Origin of the sequence: Blastococcus brunescens (assembly GCF_035320885.1) — a bacterium.
Classification (GTDB): domain Bacteria; phylum Actinomycetota; class Actinomycetes; order Mycobacteriales; family Geodermatophilaceae; genus Blastococcus_B; species Blastococcus_B brunescens.
Map to the genome: position 1 here is coordinate 3,689,564 of NZ_CP141261.1, position 15,997 is coordinate 3,705,560.

Consider the following 15,997-nt stretch of genomic DNA (forward strand, 5'->3'; position numbering starts at 1 on the left):
TCCCGTCCACCTGGGCCACACCCGCCCCAGGTGGGGTCATGGCGGTCCGGGCCGGGCTGTGGCAGACTCCGCTCCGTGCTCGCCACGGTCAGCCCTGTCAGGGTCGATTTTGCCTACGGTCACCGGGATCCGGTGTCCGTCACCGCTGGCTGAGCAACCGCCGCAACAGACGCCCCGGGCCCGAAGAGCCCCGGGGCGTTTCTCGTCTCCGGAGACCTTCGGGCCACCAGCCCCCGAAGGACATCCCATGAGCGCCCCCACCACCGCCTCCGCCTCCGCCGCCGTCACCGGCACCGAGGTCGAGCGCATCGGCGAACTCCGGTCCGTCATCGACACCTGCGACGCCGAGATCATCGCGCTCGTCCAGCGCAGGCTGGCCATCTCGCGGGAGATCGGCGCGCTGCGTTCGGCCAGCGGCGGTACCCGGCTCAACCTCTCCCGGGAGCAGCAGGTCCTGGCCCGGTTCGAGGCGGCTCTGGGTGCCGACGGCGCCGCGCTGGGGATGATGCTGCTGCGCCAGGGCCGCGGCCGCCTCTGACGAGGGGCCGCGCGGGCCGCGGTATCCCGGGGACGTCGTCCGCTCCTCCTCCATGCGCCAGCGCCGTCCCAGTCCTGGAGACCCGGTGACCACCACGAGCTCCACGCCCGTCCGGCGCCGCCGCTCCCTGCGCCGCGCGGCCGCCGTCCTCCTCGCACTGGGCGTGCTCGTCGGCGGGGCGGCCACCGTCCCGGACGCGACGTCCGACGGCGCCCCGCTGGCGAAACTGATCACGGTCGAGGAGACCATCACGTTCTAGCGGTTCGCCCGTGGGCGCGGGTGCCCGTCAGGGCACCGAGCGCCAGACCAGCGAGTCCTCGTCCCCCAGGGCCGACACCTCGATCAGAGCACCCGGGCACCGGGCCAGCACCTCGGCGCCCAGGTCGTGGGCGAGCTCCAGCGCCGCCTCGAGCCCGTCGGCCGGCGCCTCGGTCGACACCCGCACGAGGCCCCGGCCCTCCTCGCGCCACACCCGCAGGTCGTGGTCGCCGGGGCGCAGCGCCGATCCCAGCGCGTCGACGGCGGCGTCGTCCAGCAGGGGCTCGGGACGGAGTGCGAGGAAGAGCGTGAAGGTGTCCACCGGGCGAGTCTGCCCGCCGGACCGCCCGCGCGTCCGGCCTGTATCCGCCGTCGCGTCCGGCGCCTCCTCCGGTCACAGCCTCCCGGAAGGACCTGACGGCGATGCCCGAGCAGATGCCCGTCCCACCGTTCGTGCATCGCCTGCCCACCGACGTCGCCGCACGGATCCGGGCCACCGCTCCGCCCGCCCCACCGCCCCGGCGGACGGCGTTCGCGGCGGAGACCCCGGGCTGCTGATCCCATCCGTCCGGCCCGTTCCGGTCGCCCGCCCTGATCCCGCGGAGCTGCCGGAGCGGGCCGGAGGCCGGACCGCTCCGGCGACTCCCTTTCCCGGTGGTCGCCGAGCGCGTCCGGTCGCCGGGGCCGACGGGTCGCCAGGGGAGGACCCGTCCGGCCCCGGCCCATGTCACGTCCCGCGGCTCTGTCCCGTCTCCATGTCCTCAGCCCTCCCACCCCGTCGCCCCATGGAGAGGACACCGACATGGCCCGCATCCCGCTCGACCCACCCCGCACCCGGCTCTTCCGCCTCGCCGAGTGGTACGCCCGTCGCAGCTACGGCGTCCTCCCCGACCCGCTCGCCGCGATGGGTCACAACCCGCGGGTCCTGCTCACCGACGCCCGCTTCGAGACGTCCCTCGCGCGCTGGAACCGGCTGGACCCGACGCTCAAGGCTCTCGCCGTCATGGCGTCCGCCGTCGACATCGGCTGCTCGTGGTGCGTCGACTTCGGCCACTGGATCAGCACCCGGGCCGGTGTGGATCCGGCGAAGCTGCGCGCCGTGCCGAACTGGCGGGACAGTGACGTCTTCACCGATCTGGAGCGCCAGGTCATGGCCTACGCCGAGGCGGTGACGGCGACCCCGCCCGCCGTGACCGACGAGATGGTCGTGGAACTGCGACGCCGACTGGACGACGCGCAGCTCGTGGAACTCACCATGATGGTCGCCGTGGAGAACGTCCGGTCGCGGTTCAACAGCGCCCTCGGGCTGACGAGCCAGGGGTTCAGCGACCGCTGCGAGATCCCGGCGCCGGCATGACGTCGGCCCTGGCGCCCTTCGACCGGCACCGGCGGCTGCTGTTCACGGTGGCGTACCAGATGCTCGGCAGCGTCGCCGACGCCGAGGACGTCGTGCAGGACACCTGGCTGCGCTGGTCGGCCGCCGCACGGGACGACGTGTCCGACGAGCGCGCCTACCTGGTGCAGATCACCACCCGCCTGGCGTTGGACCGCCTCGGCTCCGCCCGCGCGCGGCGGGAGACCTACGTCGGGCCCTGGCTGCCCGAGCCGCTCATGACCGGCGGGCCCGCAGTCGGCAGCGCACCGCCCTCCCCGACCCCGACCAGGCCGCCGAGCTCGGCGAGCAGGTCTCCCTCGCCCTGCTCGTCGTCCTCGAGACCCTGTCACCGGCCGAGCGGGCGGTGTTCGTCCTGCGCGAGGTCTTCGGCCTGCCCGTCGCCGAGGTGGCCGCCGCGCTCGGACGCAGCGAGGCGGCCATTCGGCAGACGGCGCACCGGGCCCGCGAGCACGTCGAGGCCCGCCGTCCCCGCTTCGACACCGACCGCCGGGCGCAGCGGAGGCGACCGAGCGCTTCCTCGCCGCCGCCGCCGGAGGCGACGTGGCGGCGCTGCTGGCCGTGCTCGCACCCGACGTCGTCCTGGTCACCGACGGCGGTGGCAAGGCCAAGGCCGCCCTGCGGCCGATCTCCGGCGCGCACAAGGTCGCGCGCTTCGTCGCCGCCGTCTCCGTGGCAGGGCTGGAGAACCCCGACCTGCGGGTCGAGCTGGTCGACGTCAACGGCGCCCCGGCCATCGTCGGCTGGGAGGGCACCGAGCCCTTCCTGTCGATGTCCATCGAGGTCGGCGAGGACGGCCGGATCGAGCAGGTGCTGCTGGTCCGCAACCCGGACAAGCTCCGGGGCATCGTGCACGCCCCGGAGCGGCCCTTCTAGGCTCCGCCGGGTGACCGCGCCCCCGCCCCGCGCCCCTGCCGAGCACGTCGAGCGGGTCCTCTGCGTCCTCGCCCACCCCGACGACGTCGACTTCGGGTCGGCGGGGACCGTCGCGACCTGGACCGCGGCCGGCACCGAGGTCGTCTACTGCATCGTCACCGACGGCGACGCCGGCGGGTTCGACGAGACGCCGCGGGACCGGATGGGCCCGCTGCGGCAGGCAGAGCAACGGGCCGCCGCGGCCGCCGTGGGGTCACCGACGTCCGGTTCCTCGGCTACCCCGACGGGCGCCTGGAGCCGACGCTCGACCTGCGACGCGACATCAGCCGGGTCATCCGCCAGGTGCGGCCGCAGCGGGTCCTCACCAGCTCGCCGGAGCGGTTCTGGGAGCGGATCGGCGCCAGTCACCCCGATCACATGACCGTGGGCGAGTCGACGCTGCGGGCCGTCTACCCCGACGCCCGCAACCCGTTCGCGTTCCCCGAGCTGCTGGCCGAGGAGGGGCTGGCGGCCTGGACCGTCTCGGAGGTGTGGCTCGGCGCCAGCCCGCGCGCCGACCACCCGGTCGACGTCACCGACGTGCTGGACCGCAAGCTCGCCGCCCTGCGCTGCCACGTGACCCAGGTCAGCCACAACCCGGACCTCGAGCGGTTCGTGACCGGCTGGATGGGTCAGACGGCGACGCGTTTCGGGTTGCCCGACGGCCGGCTCGCCGAGGCCTTCCACGTCGTCCACACCGCGTGATCTGCTGCTGGCATGGCTGACTCGTGGGAGGACCTCGTCGAGCGCACCTGCGACGCGGACGTGACGTCCGGGTCGATGTTCGGCTGCCAGGGGCTGCGGACCGGCCGGAGGTTCTTCGCCATCTGGTGGGCCGAGCAGCTGGTCGTGAAGCTGCCTCCCGAGCGGCTCCAGGAGCTGGTGGCGACCGGGCAGGCCGAGCACTTCGAGCCGATGCCGGGCCGCCGGATGAACGGCTGGGTGGTGCTGGGGGAATCGGTGAGCTGGGATCCGGTGGCCGCCGAGGCCCGCGCCTGGGTGGAGTCCCAGCAGTAGGCCAGAACGGTCAGCCGGCCCCGAGGACGAGCATCGTCCCGCCGAACACGATCCCGGTGATCAGGCAGGTGATCGCGGTGAAGCCGAAGATGTCCCGGACGCCGAGCCCCGCGACGGCCAGCAGCGGCAGCGCCCAGAACGGCTGGATCATGTTGGTCCACTGGTCGCCGTAGGCGATCGCCATCGTGATGACGGCCGGATCGACCCCGAGCGAGTCCGCGGCGTCCAGGAAGATCGGCGCCTGGACGGCGAACTGCCCGCCGCCGCTCGGGACGAACAGGTTGAGCAGCCCGGCCGAGAGGAAGGCGAACAGGCCGAGGGTCCCGGGGCTGGCGATGTCGGAGAACCAGCCGCTGAGCTGGGCGGCCAGCCCCGACGCGGTCATCATCCCGATGATCCCGGCGTACAGCGGGTACTGGAGCAGCACCTCGCCGACCGTCCGCACCGCGCCGCCGATGAGCTCGGCCAGCTCCGCCGGACTGCGCACGATCAGCAGGATCGCGGCGAGGAAGCTCCAGTTGACGATGTCGAGGGTGAGGTCGAAGCCCTCCTGCGCGAAGTAGACCCCCAGGTAGCCCAGCAGCGCGAGGCCGGGGATGAGCGTGACCAGGCGCGAGGCCTCCATGCGTTCGGCCGGGGTCTCCGGGTCCTTCAGCGCGACGTCGGGCTCCTCCTCCCCATCCGCTCGGGCAGCTCGATGACGCGGTCCCCGCTCTTGGGGGCCATCAGGACGACGGTCCCGAGGATCGCCGCGACCGCGATCACGATCGCGATGAGGTTCCACGGCGAGTAGACCGTCTCGCTGATCGGGATGGTCCGCCCGATGGCCTCCTCGACGAAGCTGCCGGGGTCGCGGCCGCGAGCGGGCCCGTGGCGCTGTAACCCATGTGCCAGACGGCGAAGCCGGAGTAGGCGCTGGCCACGAGCAGCGGATAGTGCAGCTGCGTGCCCCGGCGGCGGGCGGCGCGGCCCACCTCGAGGGCGATGACCCCGCCGACCACCAGGCCCAGCCCGAAGCTGATCAGCGACGCGACCGCCGACACGAACGCGACGAACGCGTACGCCGCCCGGGGGCTCTTGGGCACGTCGGCGATGCGGATCAGGCCGGCCTTGACCGGGCGGGTGAGGGCCAGCGTGTAGCCCAGCAGGAGCACGAGGGCGACCTGCGTCATGAACGCCAGCAGCCCGGCCAGCCCGTCGCCCCAGGCCCGCGTCAGCTCCGCCGGGCCGATGTCGCCGAAGATCAGCGCGAGCACGGCCACGATCACGGTGAGGACCACCGCGAAGACGAAGGCGCCGGGGAGGTACCTCTCCACGCCGGCGACCAGGGGCGGGACAGCATGCGCAGCATCGGCCATCTCCTCACGACGTCAGGGACGTGACCTGCCGCACATCCCTCAGCATCATGGAGGGGCCCGTGGCTCGGCGCTCGTCAGAGCAGGCGGTTGGTCGCCGCCCAGCGCGTGAGTTCGTTGCGGTTGGACAGCTGCAGCTTGCGCAGCACGTTGGAGGCGTGGGACTCCACGGTCTTGACGGAGATGAACAGCCGGGAACCGATCTCGCGGTAGGTGTAGCCGCGGGCCAGCAGCTGCATGACCTCGCGCTCTCGCGCGCTGAGCAGGTCCAGCCCGGGGTCGGTCGTCTCCTCCGGTTCCGGTGTGGCCGGCCCGCCGGCGGAGAAGGCGTCGAGCACGAAGCCGGCCAGCCGGGGGCTGAAGACCACGTCCCCGTCGGCGACCCGGCGGACGGCGTCGAGCAGGTCCGGGCCGGAGATGGTCTTGGTGACGTAGCCCTTGGCGCCGGCCCGGATGACCGCGATGACGTCCTCGGCGGCGTCGGACACCGACAGCGCGAGCCACTTCGTGTCGGGCAGCTCGGTGCGCAGCGTCTCCAGCACCGTCCGGCCGCCGCCGCCCGGCATGTGCACGTCGAGCAGGACGACGTCGGGGCGGGTGGCGCGGATGCCGTCGACGGCGGAGGGCACGTCGGCGCCCTCCCCGACGAACGTGACGTCGTCCCCGAGCTCGGCGCGCACGCCGGCGCGGACCATGGCGTGGTCGTCGACCACGAAGACTCTGGGGGCGGTCATGGAGCTGTTCCTCTCGGGAGCGCGAGCTCCACCTCGGTGCCCTCACCGGGCGCGGACCGGACGACGGCGGTGCCCCCAGGCGCGTCAGCCTGCCGGTCACGGAGTCGCGCAGGCCGCGGCGGTCGTCGGGCACCTCCGCCGGATCGAACCCCTTGCCGCGGTCGCGGACGTAGACCGACACCCGGTCGGGAGTGGCCTCGGTGTACAGGTCGGCCGCGGTGGCGCCCGAGTGCTTGGCCGCGTTGACCAGCGCCTCACGGGTGGCAGCGCCGAGAGCGGCGAGGTCCTCGTCCACGGGCGCGTCGCCCACGACGACCGGATCGACCAGGAACGCGTGGTCGGCCTCGACGTCGGACACCATCTGCGCCACCAGCCCGGCCCAGGTACCGCCTTCCCGGACGACCTTCGGGTCGTACAGCCATGCGCGCAGCTCGCGCTCCTGGCTGCGCGCCAGCCGGCTGACCGCCTGCGGGTCCTCGGCGTGGCGCTGGATGAGCGCCAGCGTCTGCAGCACGGAGTCGTGGAGGTGCGCGGCCACGGCCGCGCGCTCCTCCGAGCGGACGCGCGCCGACCGTTCCTCCGCCCGGGAGTCCAGCAGCCGGCGCCAGATCGGCGCGGTCGCGAGGACGACGCCGGTGAGGATGACCAGGGTGGCGGCGAAACCGTTGCGGGCGTTGGCGAGCTGACCGGTGGTGGCGAGCAGCAGGATGAGCCCGCCCGCGGCGAGCGCCGCACCGCCGGCGAGCGCCCAGCGGACGCCCGGCAGGTTGAGCGTGCGGTCGGTGTCCAGCTGCCGCCAGATGACGGCCATGCCGACGGCGACGAAGATCAGGGGCAGCACCAGATCGCCGCTGCTGAGGCGGGCCACCTGACCGAGCACGGTGACCGCAGCGATCCCCAGGAGCACGAGGACCAGCACCTGGCGCTTGCCCGTGGGTCGCGCGAGCCGCACCGCCCCGGGGTCGGGTCCTCGCCCGGGGTCGCCACGGGCATGGTCAGCCAGAGCAGGCCGTACATCACGACGCCGATGCCGAAGCTCGCCAGGACGACGAAGGCGACCCGGACGACCAGCGGGTCCTGGCGCAGGTGCGCGGCCGTTCCGGCGGCGACGCCGGCCATCAGCCGTCCGGACCGCGGACGCGCCAACGGCGGCCGGTCGGCCGTCGTGCCGGGCGGCGTCCCGGTCGCAGCGGTGGTCACGTACTCGATCGTCGCACCGCGGGCCGCCCCACCGACACCGGTGATCACCCTGGAAGAGCAGTTCCCGACGATGCAGGGTCGGATGGGGGCGTTCCCTGATGGATTGCCGGACAGACGATGGGCAGGCTCTGTGCCATGACATCCGCTCCGCCCCCGCAGCTCCTCCGCCGCTCCCTCCGCCGATGGAGCCGCCGTCCTGGCCGCCACCCCCACCGGAGGGACCGCAGCCCGTCCGCCCCCAGCTGCGCCGCAGCCGCACGGACAAGATCCTCGGCGGCGTCAACGGCGGGCTCGCCGAGTACACCGGCATCGACGCCCTCCTCTGGCGCGTCGGCTTCGTGGCCCTGACCCTCGCCGCCGGCACCGGCGTCATCGTGTACCTGCTCCTCTGGGTGCTCATGCCCGCCGGTCCGTCCCCCTACCCCGGCATGCCGGGCACCGCCGTCGCGGCGCGGGCGGCGAAGCCGGCCCTCCCCGCTCCCCGGTCCCGCGCATCACCGTCGCCGCCCTGCTGATCGTGTTCGGGTTCCTGGCGATGATCAACCACTTCAGCGACTGGGACATCGGCGGCCGGGGGTCCTCGGTGCCGGCTTGGCGGTCGTGGGTCTCGGGCTGGTCGCCCTGGCCCTCACCGGGCGACGGAGCGGACGGGGCGGCCTCATCGCACTCGGCGCCGTCCTGTCGCTGGCCCTGATCACCGTCTCGACGGTGGACGTCCCCGCCTCCGGAGTGGGCGACCGGACCTACCGGCCGGCGACGGCCGCCGAGGTCCGCGAGGTCTACAGCGGCGGCCTGGGCGACGTGACCGTCGACCTCAGCCTGCTCGACCAGGGCATCTCCGGGGATCCGGTGACCACCCGCATCGAGCACGGCGTCGGTGATCTCGAGGTCGTCCTGCCTCGCTCGGCGGACGTGCGGCTCGAGATCGAGCACGGCCTCGGCGACGTGGACGTCTTCGACCGAGGTTCCGAGACCGAGGGGTTCTTCCCCGGCATCGGGAGCTCGTCGTGGACCGACGACGGCGAGCCCGAGTTCATCCTCAGCATCAACTCCGGCGTGGGAGACGTGGAGGTGTCCCGTGGCTGACTACAGCGAGTTCCCGACCACGCCGACCGCCTGGCAGGAGCGTCAGCTCGCGGACTGGCAGACGGTGATGCCGCTGTCGACCGAGGACACCCCCGAGCCGCCCCGGCGGACGGTGGACCTGGGCGCCCTGATCCCGGGCGTGCTGTTCATCGCCCTGGCGGTCGTCGCGATGGCCGGCGCCGACCTGCCGTTCGGGTTCTGGGAGGACGGTGGCTTCGTCTGGATCCTGCTCATCGGTGGTGGCATCGCGCTGCTGGTGTCGGAGCTGAAGAAGTCCCGGCGGCGCCGCAGCTGACCGCCGGAGCGGACGTCAGGAGGGCCCGGGGACACCAGCTCCCCGGGCCCTTCGCCGTTCATCCGCTGGCGAAGACCAGGGCGACGGTGGCCAGGTAGATGAGCGGTATCGAGATGCCCTCGAAGCCGATCCACTTGCGGTCCCGGAGGATGAGCCCCCGGCCAGCACGGCGGTCATCAGCAGCGTGCCGCCCAGCAGCACCAGGCTCGTCGGGCCCGCGTTCCGGTACAGCGGGCCGTCGAGGTAGGCAAGGTCGGCGACCGTGATCATCAGGACGTCGTAGACGTTGCCGCCGACGATGTTGCCGACGCCGAGGGTGAGCTGGCCCAGGCGGATCGCCGCGATCAGCACCACGAGCTCGGGCAGCGAGCTGATGCCGGTGGTCAGCGTGAAGCCGATCAGGCCGCTGTCGAGCCCGGTCGCCGCCACGACACCGAGCCCGGCCTGACCGACGATCCAGCCGGCGACGCCCACGACCAGCCCCAGGGCGGCCAGCCGGGCCCAGAGCCCACGGGTGGACGTCGCGCCGTACGGGTCCTCGGCGCCGTCCCCATTGCCGCCGTTGCTCTCGCCGGTGTCGTCGTCGGCGGTCTGGTCGGTGCGGGTCGGCTGCCACATCGGCTCCTCGCGCATCTTGCGCAGCAGCCGCAGCCCGTAGCCGTAGAGGAGCGGGATGAGCAACGAGAGCGGGTGGAACCAGCCCAGTTGCAGGCCGGGGGTGGCGTAGCCGATGACGGGGATCGCGAGCATCGCGGAGAGGATCACCGACTGCATGACGTTCTCCAGGAGGCCGCGGCGTGCTCCAGGTTGGCTCGCCGGTAGACCAGGTCGGCGATCGCCAGCCACACCGTCTGCAGAGCGATGCCGCCGATGGGATTGGCCAGCGCGAAGCCCGGATCCCCTTCCAGCGCGCCGGTGAGCACGGTGACGTTGCCGGGCAGGGAGGTCAGGGCGCCCAGCAGCAGCGCTCCGCCGACCGCGTCCCCGAGGCCGGTGCGTTCCGAGAGGGTGTCCGCGATACGGGTCAGCCGGATCCCGACCACGACCATGACGACGGCCATTCCCAGCAGCGCGAGCACGCTGGGCAGGAGTGGCCACGGTGAGGTGGTCACTCCACGCTCCGTCCGATCGCCGGTCAGGTCACCCCACCACAGCACGACCGCGGCCGCCGCGCACGTCCGGCGGGGAACCGGACGGCCGCACTACACGTCAGCCTGACGTGCCCCGCGCCGTCCTCCTGCTCCTGGCCGTCCTGATCGTCTCCGCCTGCGGCGGGAACGCCGGCACGACTCCGGACGTCGCCGGCGAGTGGCAGTTCGCCGGTGGGACGGCGGACGGCGTGGACCTCCCCGTCCGGGGGCAGGCGCGACCCTGCGCATCGACGAGCAGGAGCTGAGCGGCGTCGCCTTCTGCAACTCCTACTTCGCGTCCTACCGGCTGGAGGGGTCCTCGCTCGCGATCGACGGGCTGGGCCGGACGGAGATGGCCTGCGAGCCCGAGGTGATGGCCGCCGAGAGCGCCTACCTGGACGCCCTCGGCGCCGTGCGCACCGCGTCGACCGACGGGAAGGACCTGGTGCTCACCGGCGACCGCGTCGAGCTGCGGTTCACGCAGGTGGCGCCGGTGCCGGACAGCCCGCTCGAGGGCACCCGCTGGGTGCTGGAGACCGTCGTCCAGGGCGAGACGGCGTCCTCGACGACCGGCGAGCCCGCGGTCCTGCTGCTCGACAGCGACCGCACGGCGGAGGCGACCACCGGCTGCCGGACGATCACCGGCACGTGGCTGGTGGAGGACGGATCACTGGTCATCGACGACCTGATGGGCGACGGCGCGACGTGCCCGCCCGATCTCGAGCGCCAGGATGCGCACGTGACGGCGGTCCTGCACGGCGGCCCCGCCATGGAGATCGAGGAGGACCGGCTCACCCTCACCGCCGACGACGGCCGCGGTCTCGCCTACCGTGCCGAGAGCCCCGACGACGCGGAGATCCTCGGCAGCTGGGCGCTCGTCGACGGCTCTGCCGCAGGCTCACCCCTGCCGATTCCGGAGGGGTCCCGCGCGACGCTGACGTTCTCCCCGGCTCCCGCGCCGGCGGTACGTCCTTCTGCAACGGCTACGGCGGTACCTACTCGTTGGAGGGCGACGAGCTCCGGTTCGAGGACGTCGCTGTCTCCCTGGTGATGTGTGCGGGGCCGGTCGGGGCCGCCGAGGGCGCCTACCTCGACGCCCTGCTCGACCGGACCCACCGTGTGGACCTGGAGGGTGATCGCCTGGTGCTCGCGAGCGAAGCAGGAAGCCTGACGTTCGAACGCCTCCCGGCCGTCCCGGTCGAGGAGCTGACCGACCGGAGATGGGCGCTGGAGGCGGTCGTGCACGGCACCGGCACGTCGGCAGCGACCCACCCTGCCGCCCTGGAGCTGCGGTCGGACGGGACAGCCACCGTGTCCACCGGCTGTCGTGAGTTCGAGGCGGTGTGGCAGACGGCCGGGGACGCCGTGCACCTGACCGGCTGGGAGTACGAGCTCCTCGACTGCCCTGCGGAGGTCACCGCCCAGGACGACGCGCTCGTCGAGGTGCTGGCCGGCGCGTTCCGCCCACAGCTCGACGGTGACGTCCTGACCGTCCGGGCCGTCGACACCCGCGGCGCCGACACCTCTGCGCTGCTCTACCGAGCAGCCAGGTGACGAGCTGGAACGGCCCTTCTGCAGGGGTCCGCGCCGAGCTTGCGAGGCGTGGGGTCAGGCCCCGTCCCGGGTCCCGCTACGAGCGTGCGAGTGGTAGGGAGGACGGGCTCCTTCTGCTTACTCCCACTCGATGGTGCCGGGCGGCTTGCTGGTGATGTCGAGGGTGACCCGGTTGACCTCGCGCACCTCGTTGGTGATGCGGGTCGAGATCCTCGCCAGCACGTCGTAGGGCAGCCGGGTCCAGTCCGCGGTCATGGCGTCCTCGCTGGACACCGGCCGCAGCACGATCGGGTGGCCGTACGTGCGGCCGTCGCCCTGGACGCCGACCGACCGGACGTCGGCCAGCAGCACGACCGGGCACTGCCAGATCTCGCGGTCCAGCTTGGCCGCCGTGAGCTCCGCGCGGACGATCGCGTCGGCCTGGCGCAGGACGTCCAGCCGATCCTGGGTCACCTCGCCGACGATCCGGATGCCCAGACCCGGGCCGGGGAACGGCTGGCGCCACACCATCGCCTCGGGCAGGCCCAGTTGGACGCCCACCTCGCGGACCTCGTCCTTGAACAGCGTCCGCAGCGGCTCGACCAGGGTGAACTGCAAATCCTCGGGCAGGCCGCCGACGTTGTGGTGGCTCTTGATGTTCGCCGTCCCGCTGCCCCCGCCGGACTCGACGACGTCCGGGTAGAGCGTGCCCTGCACGAGGAAGTCGACGCTGTCGCCGTGCTCCTTGGCATCGCCGACGACGTCGAGAGCGGCCTGTTCGAAGACCCGGATGAACTCCCGGCCGATGATCTTCCGCTTCTCCTCGGGGTCGGACACCCCGGCGAGCGCACCCAGGAACTGCTCGCGGGCATCGACCACCCGCAGGTCGACGCCGGTGACCGCGACGAAGTCGCGCTCGATCTGCTCGGTCTCGCCCTCGCGCATCAGCCCGTGGTCGACGTAGACGCAGGTCAGCCGGTCACCGATGGCCCGTTGCACCAGCGCCGCGGCGACCGCGGAGTCCACCCCGCCCGACAGCGCGCACAGCGCCCGGCCCTCGCCGACCTGCGCGCGGATGCGCTCGACCTGCTCCTCGACGACGTTGGCCATCGTCCAGGTGGGCTCGAGGCCGGCGATGTCGAAGAGGAAGTGCTCGAGCACCGTCTGCCCGTGGGCGGTGTGCCGGACCTCGGGGTGGAACTGGACGCCGGCGAGCCTGCGGTCGACGTCCTCGAAGGCCGCGACCGGCGCCCCGGTCGACGTCGCCGTGACGGTGAAGCCGGGCGGTGCCTGCGACACGGCGTCCCCGTGGCTCATCCACACGTTCTGCTCCACCGGCAGCTCCCCGAACAGCCGGCCGCCGGTGGTGACCGTCAGCGCCGTGCCGCCGTATTCGCGGTCGCCGGTGTGCGCGACGGAGCCGCCGAGGCTCTGGGCCATCGCCTGGAAGCCGTAGCAGATGCCGAAGGCAGGCACCCCGGACTCGAAGAGGGTCGGGTCCACCTGCGGGGCCCCGGGCGCGTAGACGCTCGACGGGCCGCCCGACAGCACGATGGCCGCCGGCTTCCGGGCGACGATCTCCGCGGCGGGGACCTCGGAGGAGACGATCTCCGAGTACACACCGGCCTCGCGGATCCGCCGGGCGATCAGCTGGGCGTACTGGGCCCCGAAGTCGACGACGAGGACGGTCGGAAAATCCATCAACGGGACTCGTCCCCGTTGGCCCCGCCGATCACCAGGTCCACCCGCTGGAACTCCTTGAGGTCCCGGTAGCCGGTCTTGGCCATCGTCCGGGCCAGCGCACCGAAGAGGTTGGTGCGCCCGTCCGAGGTCTCCGCCGGGCCGAGCAGGACCTGCTCCAGCGTCCCGACCGGGCCCACCGGCGCCGACGTGCCGCCGCGCGGCAGCCGCGGGTGGGCGGCGACGGAGTCCCACCAGATCCCGCCGGCGGGCGCCTCGGCGGCGATCCGCAGCGGCTCCCCAGCTGCACGGCGTCGGCACCGCAGGCCAGCGCGCGGGCGATCGCACCGCTGGTCTCGATCCGGCCGTTGGCGATGACGTGCACGTACCGGCCGCCGGTCTCGTCGAGGTAGTCGCGGCGGGCGGCCGCGGCGTCGGCGATCGCGCTGGCCAGCGGCACCCGGATGCCCAGGACGTCGTCGCTCGTGGAGAAGCTGTCCGCCCCCACGCCGACGATCACCCCGGCCGCGCCGGTCCGCATCAGGTGCAGGGCCGTCGTGTAGTTGGCCGCCCCGCCGACGATCACCGGGACGTCGAGGTCGGCGATGAACTGCTTGAGGTTGAGCGCGTCGCCCTGGGTGGTCACGTGCTCGGCCGAGACGATCGTGCCCTGGATGACCAGCAGGTCGACCCCGGCCTTGAGCGCGGCCGGCGCCAGCTGCTCGGTGTGCTGCGGGGAGACGCGGACCGCCGTCGTCGCGCCCGCGTCGCGCATCTCGCGGATGCGCTCACCGATCAGCTCCGGCTTGACCGGCTCGCAGTAGACGTCCTGCAGCAGGGCGAGCGGTGGCGCCCCGTCGCCGGCGGCGTCGCGGAGCTTGCGGAAGACCGGCTCCGGGTCCTCGTACCGCGTCCACAGGCCCTCGGCGTTGAGGACGCCGAGCCCGCCGGCCCTGCCGACGGCGACCGCCGTCGCCGGGCTGACGACGGCGTCCGACGGGCTGGTGACCAGCGGGATGTCGAAGCGGAAGGCGTCGATCTGCCAGGCGGTCGAGACGTCGTCGACGTCGCGGGTGCGCCGGGACGGGACGATCGAGACCTCGTCGAGGTCGTAGCCCCGCCGGGCGAACCGGTTGAGACCGATCTCGACGGTGTCGCGTGCGCTCATGTCAGCGGCCCCGGTAGTTCGGTGCTTCGACGGTCATCTGGATGTCGTGCGGGTGGCTCTCCACCAGTCCCGCCGACGTGATCCGGGTCAGCTGTCCGCGCTCCTTCAGATCGGCGACCGTGGCCGCACCCGCGTAGCCCATGGAGGCGCGCAGCCCGCCGACGAGCTGGTGGGCCACGCCGGACAGGGCGCCGCGGTAGGGCACCTGGCCCTCGATGCCCTCGGGGACGAGCTTGTCGTCGGAGAGGACGTCGTCGGCGAAGTACCGGTCGCGGCTGAAGGACTGGTTGCCGCGCTTCTGCATGGCGCCCAGGGAGCCCATGCCCCGGTAGGTCTTGTACTGCTTGCCGTTCATGAAGACCAGCTCGCCGGGCGCCTCCTCGACGCCGGCGAACAGGCCTCCGATCATGACTGTGTCAGCGCCCGCGACCAGGGCCTTGGCGATGTCGCCCGAGTACTGCAGGCCGCCGTCGGCGATGACCGGCACGCCGGCCGGGCCGGCCGCCAGCGAGGCCTCGTAGATCGCGCTGACCTGCGGGACGCCGACGCCGGCGACCACCCGGGTGGTGCAGATCGAGCCGGGGCCGACGCCGACCTTCACCGCGTCCGCTCCCGCGTCGATGAGGGCCTGTGCGCCGACGCGGGTGGCGATGTTGCCGCCGACGACCTCGACGCCGTCGTCCCCACCGAAGTCCTTCTTGACCCGGGCGACCATCTCCAGCACCGCGCGCTGATGACCGTGGGCGGTGTCGACGACGAGCACGTCGACCCCGGCCTCCACCAGCAGCCCGGCGCGCTTGTAGGCGTCGTCCCCCACGCCCAGGGCCGCGCCGACGACGAGCCGGCCGTTGGCGTCCTTGGTGGACAGGGGAACTGGTCGCGCTTGACGAAGTCCTTGACCGTGATCAGCCCGCGCAGCCGGCCCGCCGCATCGACCAGCGGCAGCTTCTCGACCTTGTGCCTGGACAGCAGCTGCAGCGCCGTGTCGGCGTCGACGCCCACGGGGGCGGTGATCAGCGGCATCGGCGTCATGACGTCGCGCACCAGCCGGTTGGGGTCGGTCTCGAACCGCATGTCGCGGTTGGTCACGATGCCCAGCAGGACGCCGTCGGCGTCGACCGCCGGCGCACCGGAGATCCGGTACCGGGCCGAGAGGGCGTCGACCTCGGCGAGGGTGTTGTCGGGCGTGCAGGTGACCGGGTTGGTGACCATCCCGGCCTCGGACCGCTTGACCAGGTCGGCCTGGCCGGCCTGGTCCTCGGCGGCGAGGTTGCGGTGCAGCACCCCCATGCCCCCGACACGGGCCATGGCGATGGCCATGCGCGCCTCGGTGACGGTGTCCATGGCGCTGGACAGCAGCGGCACGGCCAGCCGGATCCGGCGGGTGACCTGGCTGCCGGTGTCGACCTCGGTCGGGACGATGTCGGACGCGCCCGGGATGAGCAGGACGTCGTCGTAGGTCAGCCCGAGGGGGCGAACTTCGCCGGCAGTTCGGGAACGGAGTCGGGCTGCATGAGGCGCGGCCACCCTTCGGCAGATCGGGTCGAACTGCGGTCGGCGTACGTCGCCGGGCGCGAGAGGTTCGCCCTCGATCGTAGGCGGCGGCCGGAAGGGGCGGTGCTCTGCCTGCCCGGCCGTTACCGTGGAGGGCGTGACTCCGTTCGACGACGCCTCCGGTCCCGACTTCGGGCCCCT

At 73.0% G+C, this 15,997-nt stretch carries 23 protein-coding genes and 4 pseudogenes; 16 read left to right on the top strand and 11 right to left on the bottom strand.

Translation table 11 applies throughout. The features are described 5' to 3' along the window. The first annotated feature begins 247 nt into the window (after positions 1 to 247). Both U6N30_RS24705 and U6N30_RS24710 read left to right on the top strand, forming a co-directional pair. Positions 248 to 538 (top strand): chorismate mutase, encoded by a 291-nt coding sequence (locus U6N30_RS24705; protein ID WP_324274369.1) that lies wholly within the window; start codon positions 248 to 250, stop codon positions 536 to 538. Positions 539 to 623: 85 nt separating this feature from the next. Continuing rightward, positions 624 to 797 carry a hypothetical protein gene (locus U6N30_RS24710; RefSeq protein WP_324274370.1) on the top strand — a complete coding sequence of 58 codons (174 nt, stop codon included), beginning with the start codon at positions 624 to 626 and terminating at the stop codon, positions 795 to 797. A gap of 27 nt (positions 798 to 824) precedes the next feature. Here U6N30_RS24710 and U6N30_RS24715 read toward each other — a convergent pair whose 3' ends face one another. After that, positions 825 to 1,118 (bottom strand): hypothetical protein, encoded by a 294-nt coding sequence (locus U6N30_RS24715; protein ID WP_324274371.1) that lies wholly within the window; start codon positions 1,116 to 1,118, stop codon positions 825 to 827. A 101-nt stretch (positions 1,119 to 1,219) separates the two neighbouring features. Here U6N30_RS24715 and U6N30_RS24720 point away from each other — a divergent pair, with 101 nt between their 5' ends. From U6N30_RS24720 to U6N30_RS24745, 8 genes and pseudogenes are all read left to right on the top strand, one after another. Then, positions 1,220 to 1,354, top strand: coding sequence for a hypothetical protein (locus tag U6N30_RS24720; RefSeq protein WP_324274372.1), 135 nt, complete (start codon positions 1,220 to 1,222; stop codon positions 1,352 to 1,354). A gap of 244 nt (positions 1,355 to 1,598) precedes the next feature. Next, positions 1,599 to 2,153 (top strand): carboxymuconolactone decarboxylase family protein, encoded by a 555-nt coding sequence (locus U6N30_RS24725; protein ID WP_324274373.1) that lies wholly within the window; start codon positions 1,599 to 1,601, stop codon positions 2,151 to 2,153. Between the two features lie 59 nt (positions 2,154 to 2,212). Continuing rightward, a pseudogene (locus U6N30_RS34540) lies at positions 2,213 to 2,302 on the top strand (sigma factor); the annotation flags it as partial. A 233-nt stretch (positions 2,303 to 2,535) separates the two neighbouring features. Further along, a pseudogene (locus U6N30_RS34545) lies at positions 2,536 to 2,583 on the top strand (hypothetical protein); the annotation flags it as partial. A 149-nt stretch (positions 2,584 to 2,732) separates the two neighbouring features. Next, the gene (locus tag U6N30_RS24730) at positions 2,733 to 3,065 is read left to right on the top strand and encodes a sigma-70 family RNA polymerase sigma factor family protein (RefSeq protein WP_324274374.1); all 333 of its coding nucleotides are present in this window, start codon (positions 2,733 to 2,735) and stop codon (positions 3,063 to 3,065) included. A gap of 118 nt (positions 3,066 to 3,183) precedes the next feature. Further along, positions 3,184 to 3,452, top strand: a pseudogene (locus U6N30_RS24735) (PIG-L deacetylase family protein); the annotation flags it as partial. 30 nt (positions 3,453 to 3,482) lie between these two features. Further along, positions 3,483 to 3,809 (top strand): PIG-L deacetylase family protein, encoded by a 327-nt coding sequence (locus U6N30_RS24740; protein WP_324278614.1) that lies wholly within the window; start codon positions 3,483 to 3,485, stop codon positions 3,807 to 3,809. A 12-nt stretch (positions 3,810 to 3,821) separates the two neighbouring features. Continuing rightward, the gene (locus tag U6N30_RS24745; RefSeq protein ID WP_324274375.1) at positions 3,822 to 4,121 is read left to right on the top strand and encodes a TfoX/Sxy family protein; all 300 of its coding nucleotides are present in this window, start codon (positions 3,822 to 3,824) and stop codon (positions 4,119 to 4,121) included. A gap of 10 nt (positions 4,122 to 4,131) precedes the next feature. Here the strand turns inward: U6N30_RS24745 and U6N30_RS24750 are convergent, their stop codons facing one another. The 3 genes from U6N30_RS24750 to U6N30_RS24760 form a co-directional block, all read right to left on the bottom strand. Next, complete coding sequence (locus U6N30_RS24750; protein ID WP_324274376.1) at positions 4,132 to 4,746, bottom strand: TIGR00366 family protein; 615 nt, start codon at positions 4,744 to 4,746, stop codon at positions 4,132 to 4,134. 136 nt (positions 4,747 to 4,882) lie between these two features. Then, the gene (locus U6N30_RS24755) at positions 4,883 to 5,437 is read right to left on the bottom strand and encodes a TIGR00366 family protein (RefSeq protein WP_324274377.1); all 555 of its coding nucleotides are present in this window, start codon (positions 5,435 to 5,437) and stop codon (positions 4,883 to 4,885) included. 116 nt (positions 5,438 to 5,553) lie between these two features. After that, positions 5,554 to 6,210, bottom strand: coding sequence for a response regulator transcription factor (locus tag U6N30_RS24760; RefSeq protein ID WP_324274378.1), 657 nt, complete (start codon positions 6,208 to 6,210; stop codon positions 5,554 to 5,556). Positions 6,211 to 6,428: 218 nt separating this feature from the next. Between U6N30_RS24760 and U6N30_RS24765 the strand changes: the two genes are divergently transcribed. Further along, positions 6,429 to 6,896, top strand: a complete 468-nt coding sequence (locus U6N30_RS24765) for a hypothetical protein (RefSeq protein WP_324274379.1) — start codon at positions 6,429 to 6,431, stop codon at positions 6,894 to 6,896. Between the two features lie 142 nt (positions 6,897 to 7,038). On the opposite strand, the gene U6N30_RS24770 is transcribed toward U6N30_RS24765, so the two are convergent. Then, complete coding sequence (locus U6N30_RS24770; RefSeq protein ID WP_324274380.1) at positions 7,039 to 7,458, bottom strand: PspC domain-containing protein; 420 nt, start codon at positions 7,456 to 7,458, stop codon at positions 7,039 to 7,041. A 134-nt stretch (positions 7,459 to 7,592) separates the two neighbouring features. Here U6N30_RS24770 and U6N30_RS24775 point away from each other — a divergent pair, with 134 nt between their 5' ends. The 3 genes from U6N30_RS24775 to U6N30_RS24785 all read left to right on the top strand — a co-directional run bounded on the left by U6N30_RS24775 (position 7,593) and on the right by U6N30_RS24785 (position 8,791). Next, entirely contained in the window at positions 7,593 to 7,925 is a 333-nt protein-coding gene (locus U6N30_RS24775) for a PspC domain-containing protein (RefSeq protein WP_324274381.1), read from the top strand. Between the two features lie 76 nt (positions 7,926 to 8,001). Next, a complete protein-coding gene (locus tag U6N30_RS24780) occupies positions 8,002 to 8,496 on the top strand; it encodes a LiaF domain-containing protein (protein ID WP_422677979.1) in 495 nt (164 codons plus the stop codon). Next, on the top strand, positions 8,489 to 8,791 hold the full coding sequence (locus U6N30_RS24785) for a hypothetical protein (protein ID WP_324274382.1): 303 nt from the start codon (positions 8,489 to 8,491) through the stop codon (positions 8,789 to 8,791). The genes U6N30_RS24780 and U6N30_RS24785 overlap by 8 nt, the downstream gene beginning before the upstream one ends. 15 nt (positions 8,792 to 8,806) lie before the next feature. Here the strand turns inward: U6N30_RS24785 and U6N30_RS24790 are convergent, their stop codons facing one another. Both U6N30_RS24790 and U6N30_RS24795 read right to left on the bottom strand, forming a co-directional pair. Beyond that, complete coding sequence (locus tag U6N30_RS24790) at positions 8,807 to 9,565, bottom strand: sodium:calcium antiporter (protein WP_324274383.1); 759 nt, start codon at positions 9,563 to 9,565, stop codon at positions 8,807 to 8,809. After that, positions 9,553 to 9,903, bottom strand: coding sequence for a hypothetical protein (locus tag U6N30_RS24795; protein WP_324274384.1), 351 nt, complete (start codon positions 9,901 to 9,903; stop codon positions 9,553 to 9,555). Before U6N30_RS24795 ends, U6N30_RS24790 begins: the two co-directional genes overlap by 13 nt. Before the next feature lie 196 nt (positions 9,904 to 10,099). Here U6N30_RS24795 and U6N30_RS24800 point away from each other — a divergent pair, with 196 nt between their 5' ends. Together U6N30_RS24800 and U6N30_RS24805 are read left to right on the top strand one after the other, a co-directional pair. Continuing rightward, positions 10,100 to 10,972, top strand: a complete 873-nt coding sequence (locus U6N30_RS24800) for an META domain-containing protein (RefSeq protein ID WP_324274385.1) — start codon at positions 10,100 to 10,102, stop codon at positions 10,970 to 10,972. Then, complete coding sequence (locus U6N30_RS24805; protein ID WP_324274386.1) at positions 10,924 to 11,475, top strand: META domain-containing protein; 552 nt, start codon at positions 10,924 to 10,926, stop codon at positions 11,473 to 11,475. Before U6N30_RS24800 ends, U6N30_RS24805 begins: the two co-directional genes overlap by 49 nt. A 117-nt stretch (positions 11,476 to 11,592) precedes the next feature. Here U6N30_RS24805 and guaA read toward each other — a convergent pair whose 3' ends face one another. The 4 genes and pseudogenes from guaA to U6N30_RS35730 form a co-directional block, all read right to left on the bottom strand. After that, positions 11,593 to 13,155: a glutamine-hydrolyzing GMP synthase gene (guaA, locus tag U6N30_RS24810; RefSeq protein WP_324278448.1), complete on the bottom strand. Its 1,563-nt coding sequence runs from the start codon at positions 13,153 to 13,155 to the stop codon at positions 11,593 to 11,595. Between the two features lie 31 nt (positions 13,156 to 13,186). After that, positions 13,187 to 14,302, bottom strand: coding sequence for a GuaB3 family IMP dehydrogenase-related protein (locus U6N30_RS24815; protein ID WP_324274387.1), 1,116 nt, complete (start codon positions 14,300 to 14,302; stop codon positions 13,187 to 13,189). 1 nt (position 14,303) lies between these two features. After that, on the bottom strand, positions 14,304 to 15,119 hold the full coding sequence (guaB, locus tag U6N30_RS35725; RefSeq protein ID WP_479690541.1) for an IMP dehydrogenase: 816 nt from the start codon (positions 15,117 to 15,119) through the stop codon (positions 14,304 to 14,306). A 125-nt stretch (positions 15,120 to 15,244) separates the two neighbouring features. Beyond that, positions 15,245 to 15,829 (bottom strand): annotated as a pseudogene (locus tag U6N30_RS35730) (IMP dehydrogenase); the annotation flags it as partial. Between the last annotated feature and the right edge of the window lie 168 nt (positions 15,830 to 15,997).

What these genes read in the sequence shown, in the direction of transcription:
- U6N30_RS24705 (WP_324274369.1), top strand. Translation starts at nt 248, where the DNA reads ATGAGCGCCCCCACCACCGCCTCCGCCTCCGCCGCCGTCACCGGCACC.
- U6N30_RS24720 (WP_324274372.1), top strand. Translation starts at nt 1,220, where the DNA reads ATGCCCGAGCAGATGCCCGTCCCACCGTTCGTGCATCGCCTGCCCACC.
- U6N30_RS24725 (WP_324274373.1), top strand. Translation starts at nt 1,599, where the DNA reads ATGGCCCGCATCCCGCTCGACCCACCCCGCACCCGGCTCTTCCGCCTC.
- U6N30_RS24740 (WP_324278614.1), top strand. Translation starts at nt 3,483, where the DNA reads ATGACCGTGGGCGAGTCGACGCTGCGGGCCGTCTACCCCGACGCCCGC.
- U6N30_RS24745 (WP_324274375.1), top strand. Translation starts at nt 3,822, where the DNA reads ATGGCTGACTCGTGGGAGGACCTCGTCGAGCGCACCTGCGACGCGGAC.
- U6N30_RS24750 (WP_324274376.1), bottom strand. Translation starts at nt 4,746, where the DNA reads ATGGAGGCCTCGCGCCTGGTCACGCTCATCCCCGGCCTCGCGCTGCTG.
- U6N30_RS24760 (WP_324274378.1), bottom strand. Translation starts at nt 6,210, where the DNA reads ATGACCGCCCCCAGAGTCTTCGTGGTCGACGACCACGCCATGGTCCGC.
- U6N30_RS24775 (WP_324274381.1), top strand. Translation starts at nt 7,593, where the DNA reads ATGGAGCCGCCGTCCTGGCCGCCACCCCCACCGGAGGGACCGCAGCCC.
- U6N30_RS24790 (WP_324274383.1), bottom strand. Translation starts at nt 9,565, where the DNA reads ATGCAGTCGGTGATCCTCTCCGCGATGCTCGCGATCCCCGTCATCGGC.
- guaA (WP_324278448.1), bottom strand. Translation starts at nt 13,155, where the DNA reads ATGGATTTTCCGACCGTCCTCGTCGTCGACTTCGGGGCCCAGTACGCC.
- U6N30_RS24815 (WP_324274387.1), bottom strand. Translation starts at nt 14,302, where the DNA reads ATGAGCGCACGCGACACCGTCGAGATCGGTCTCAACCGGTTCGCCCGG.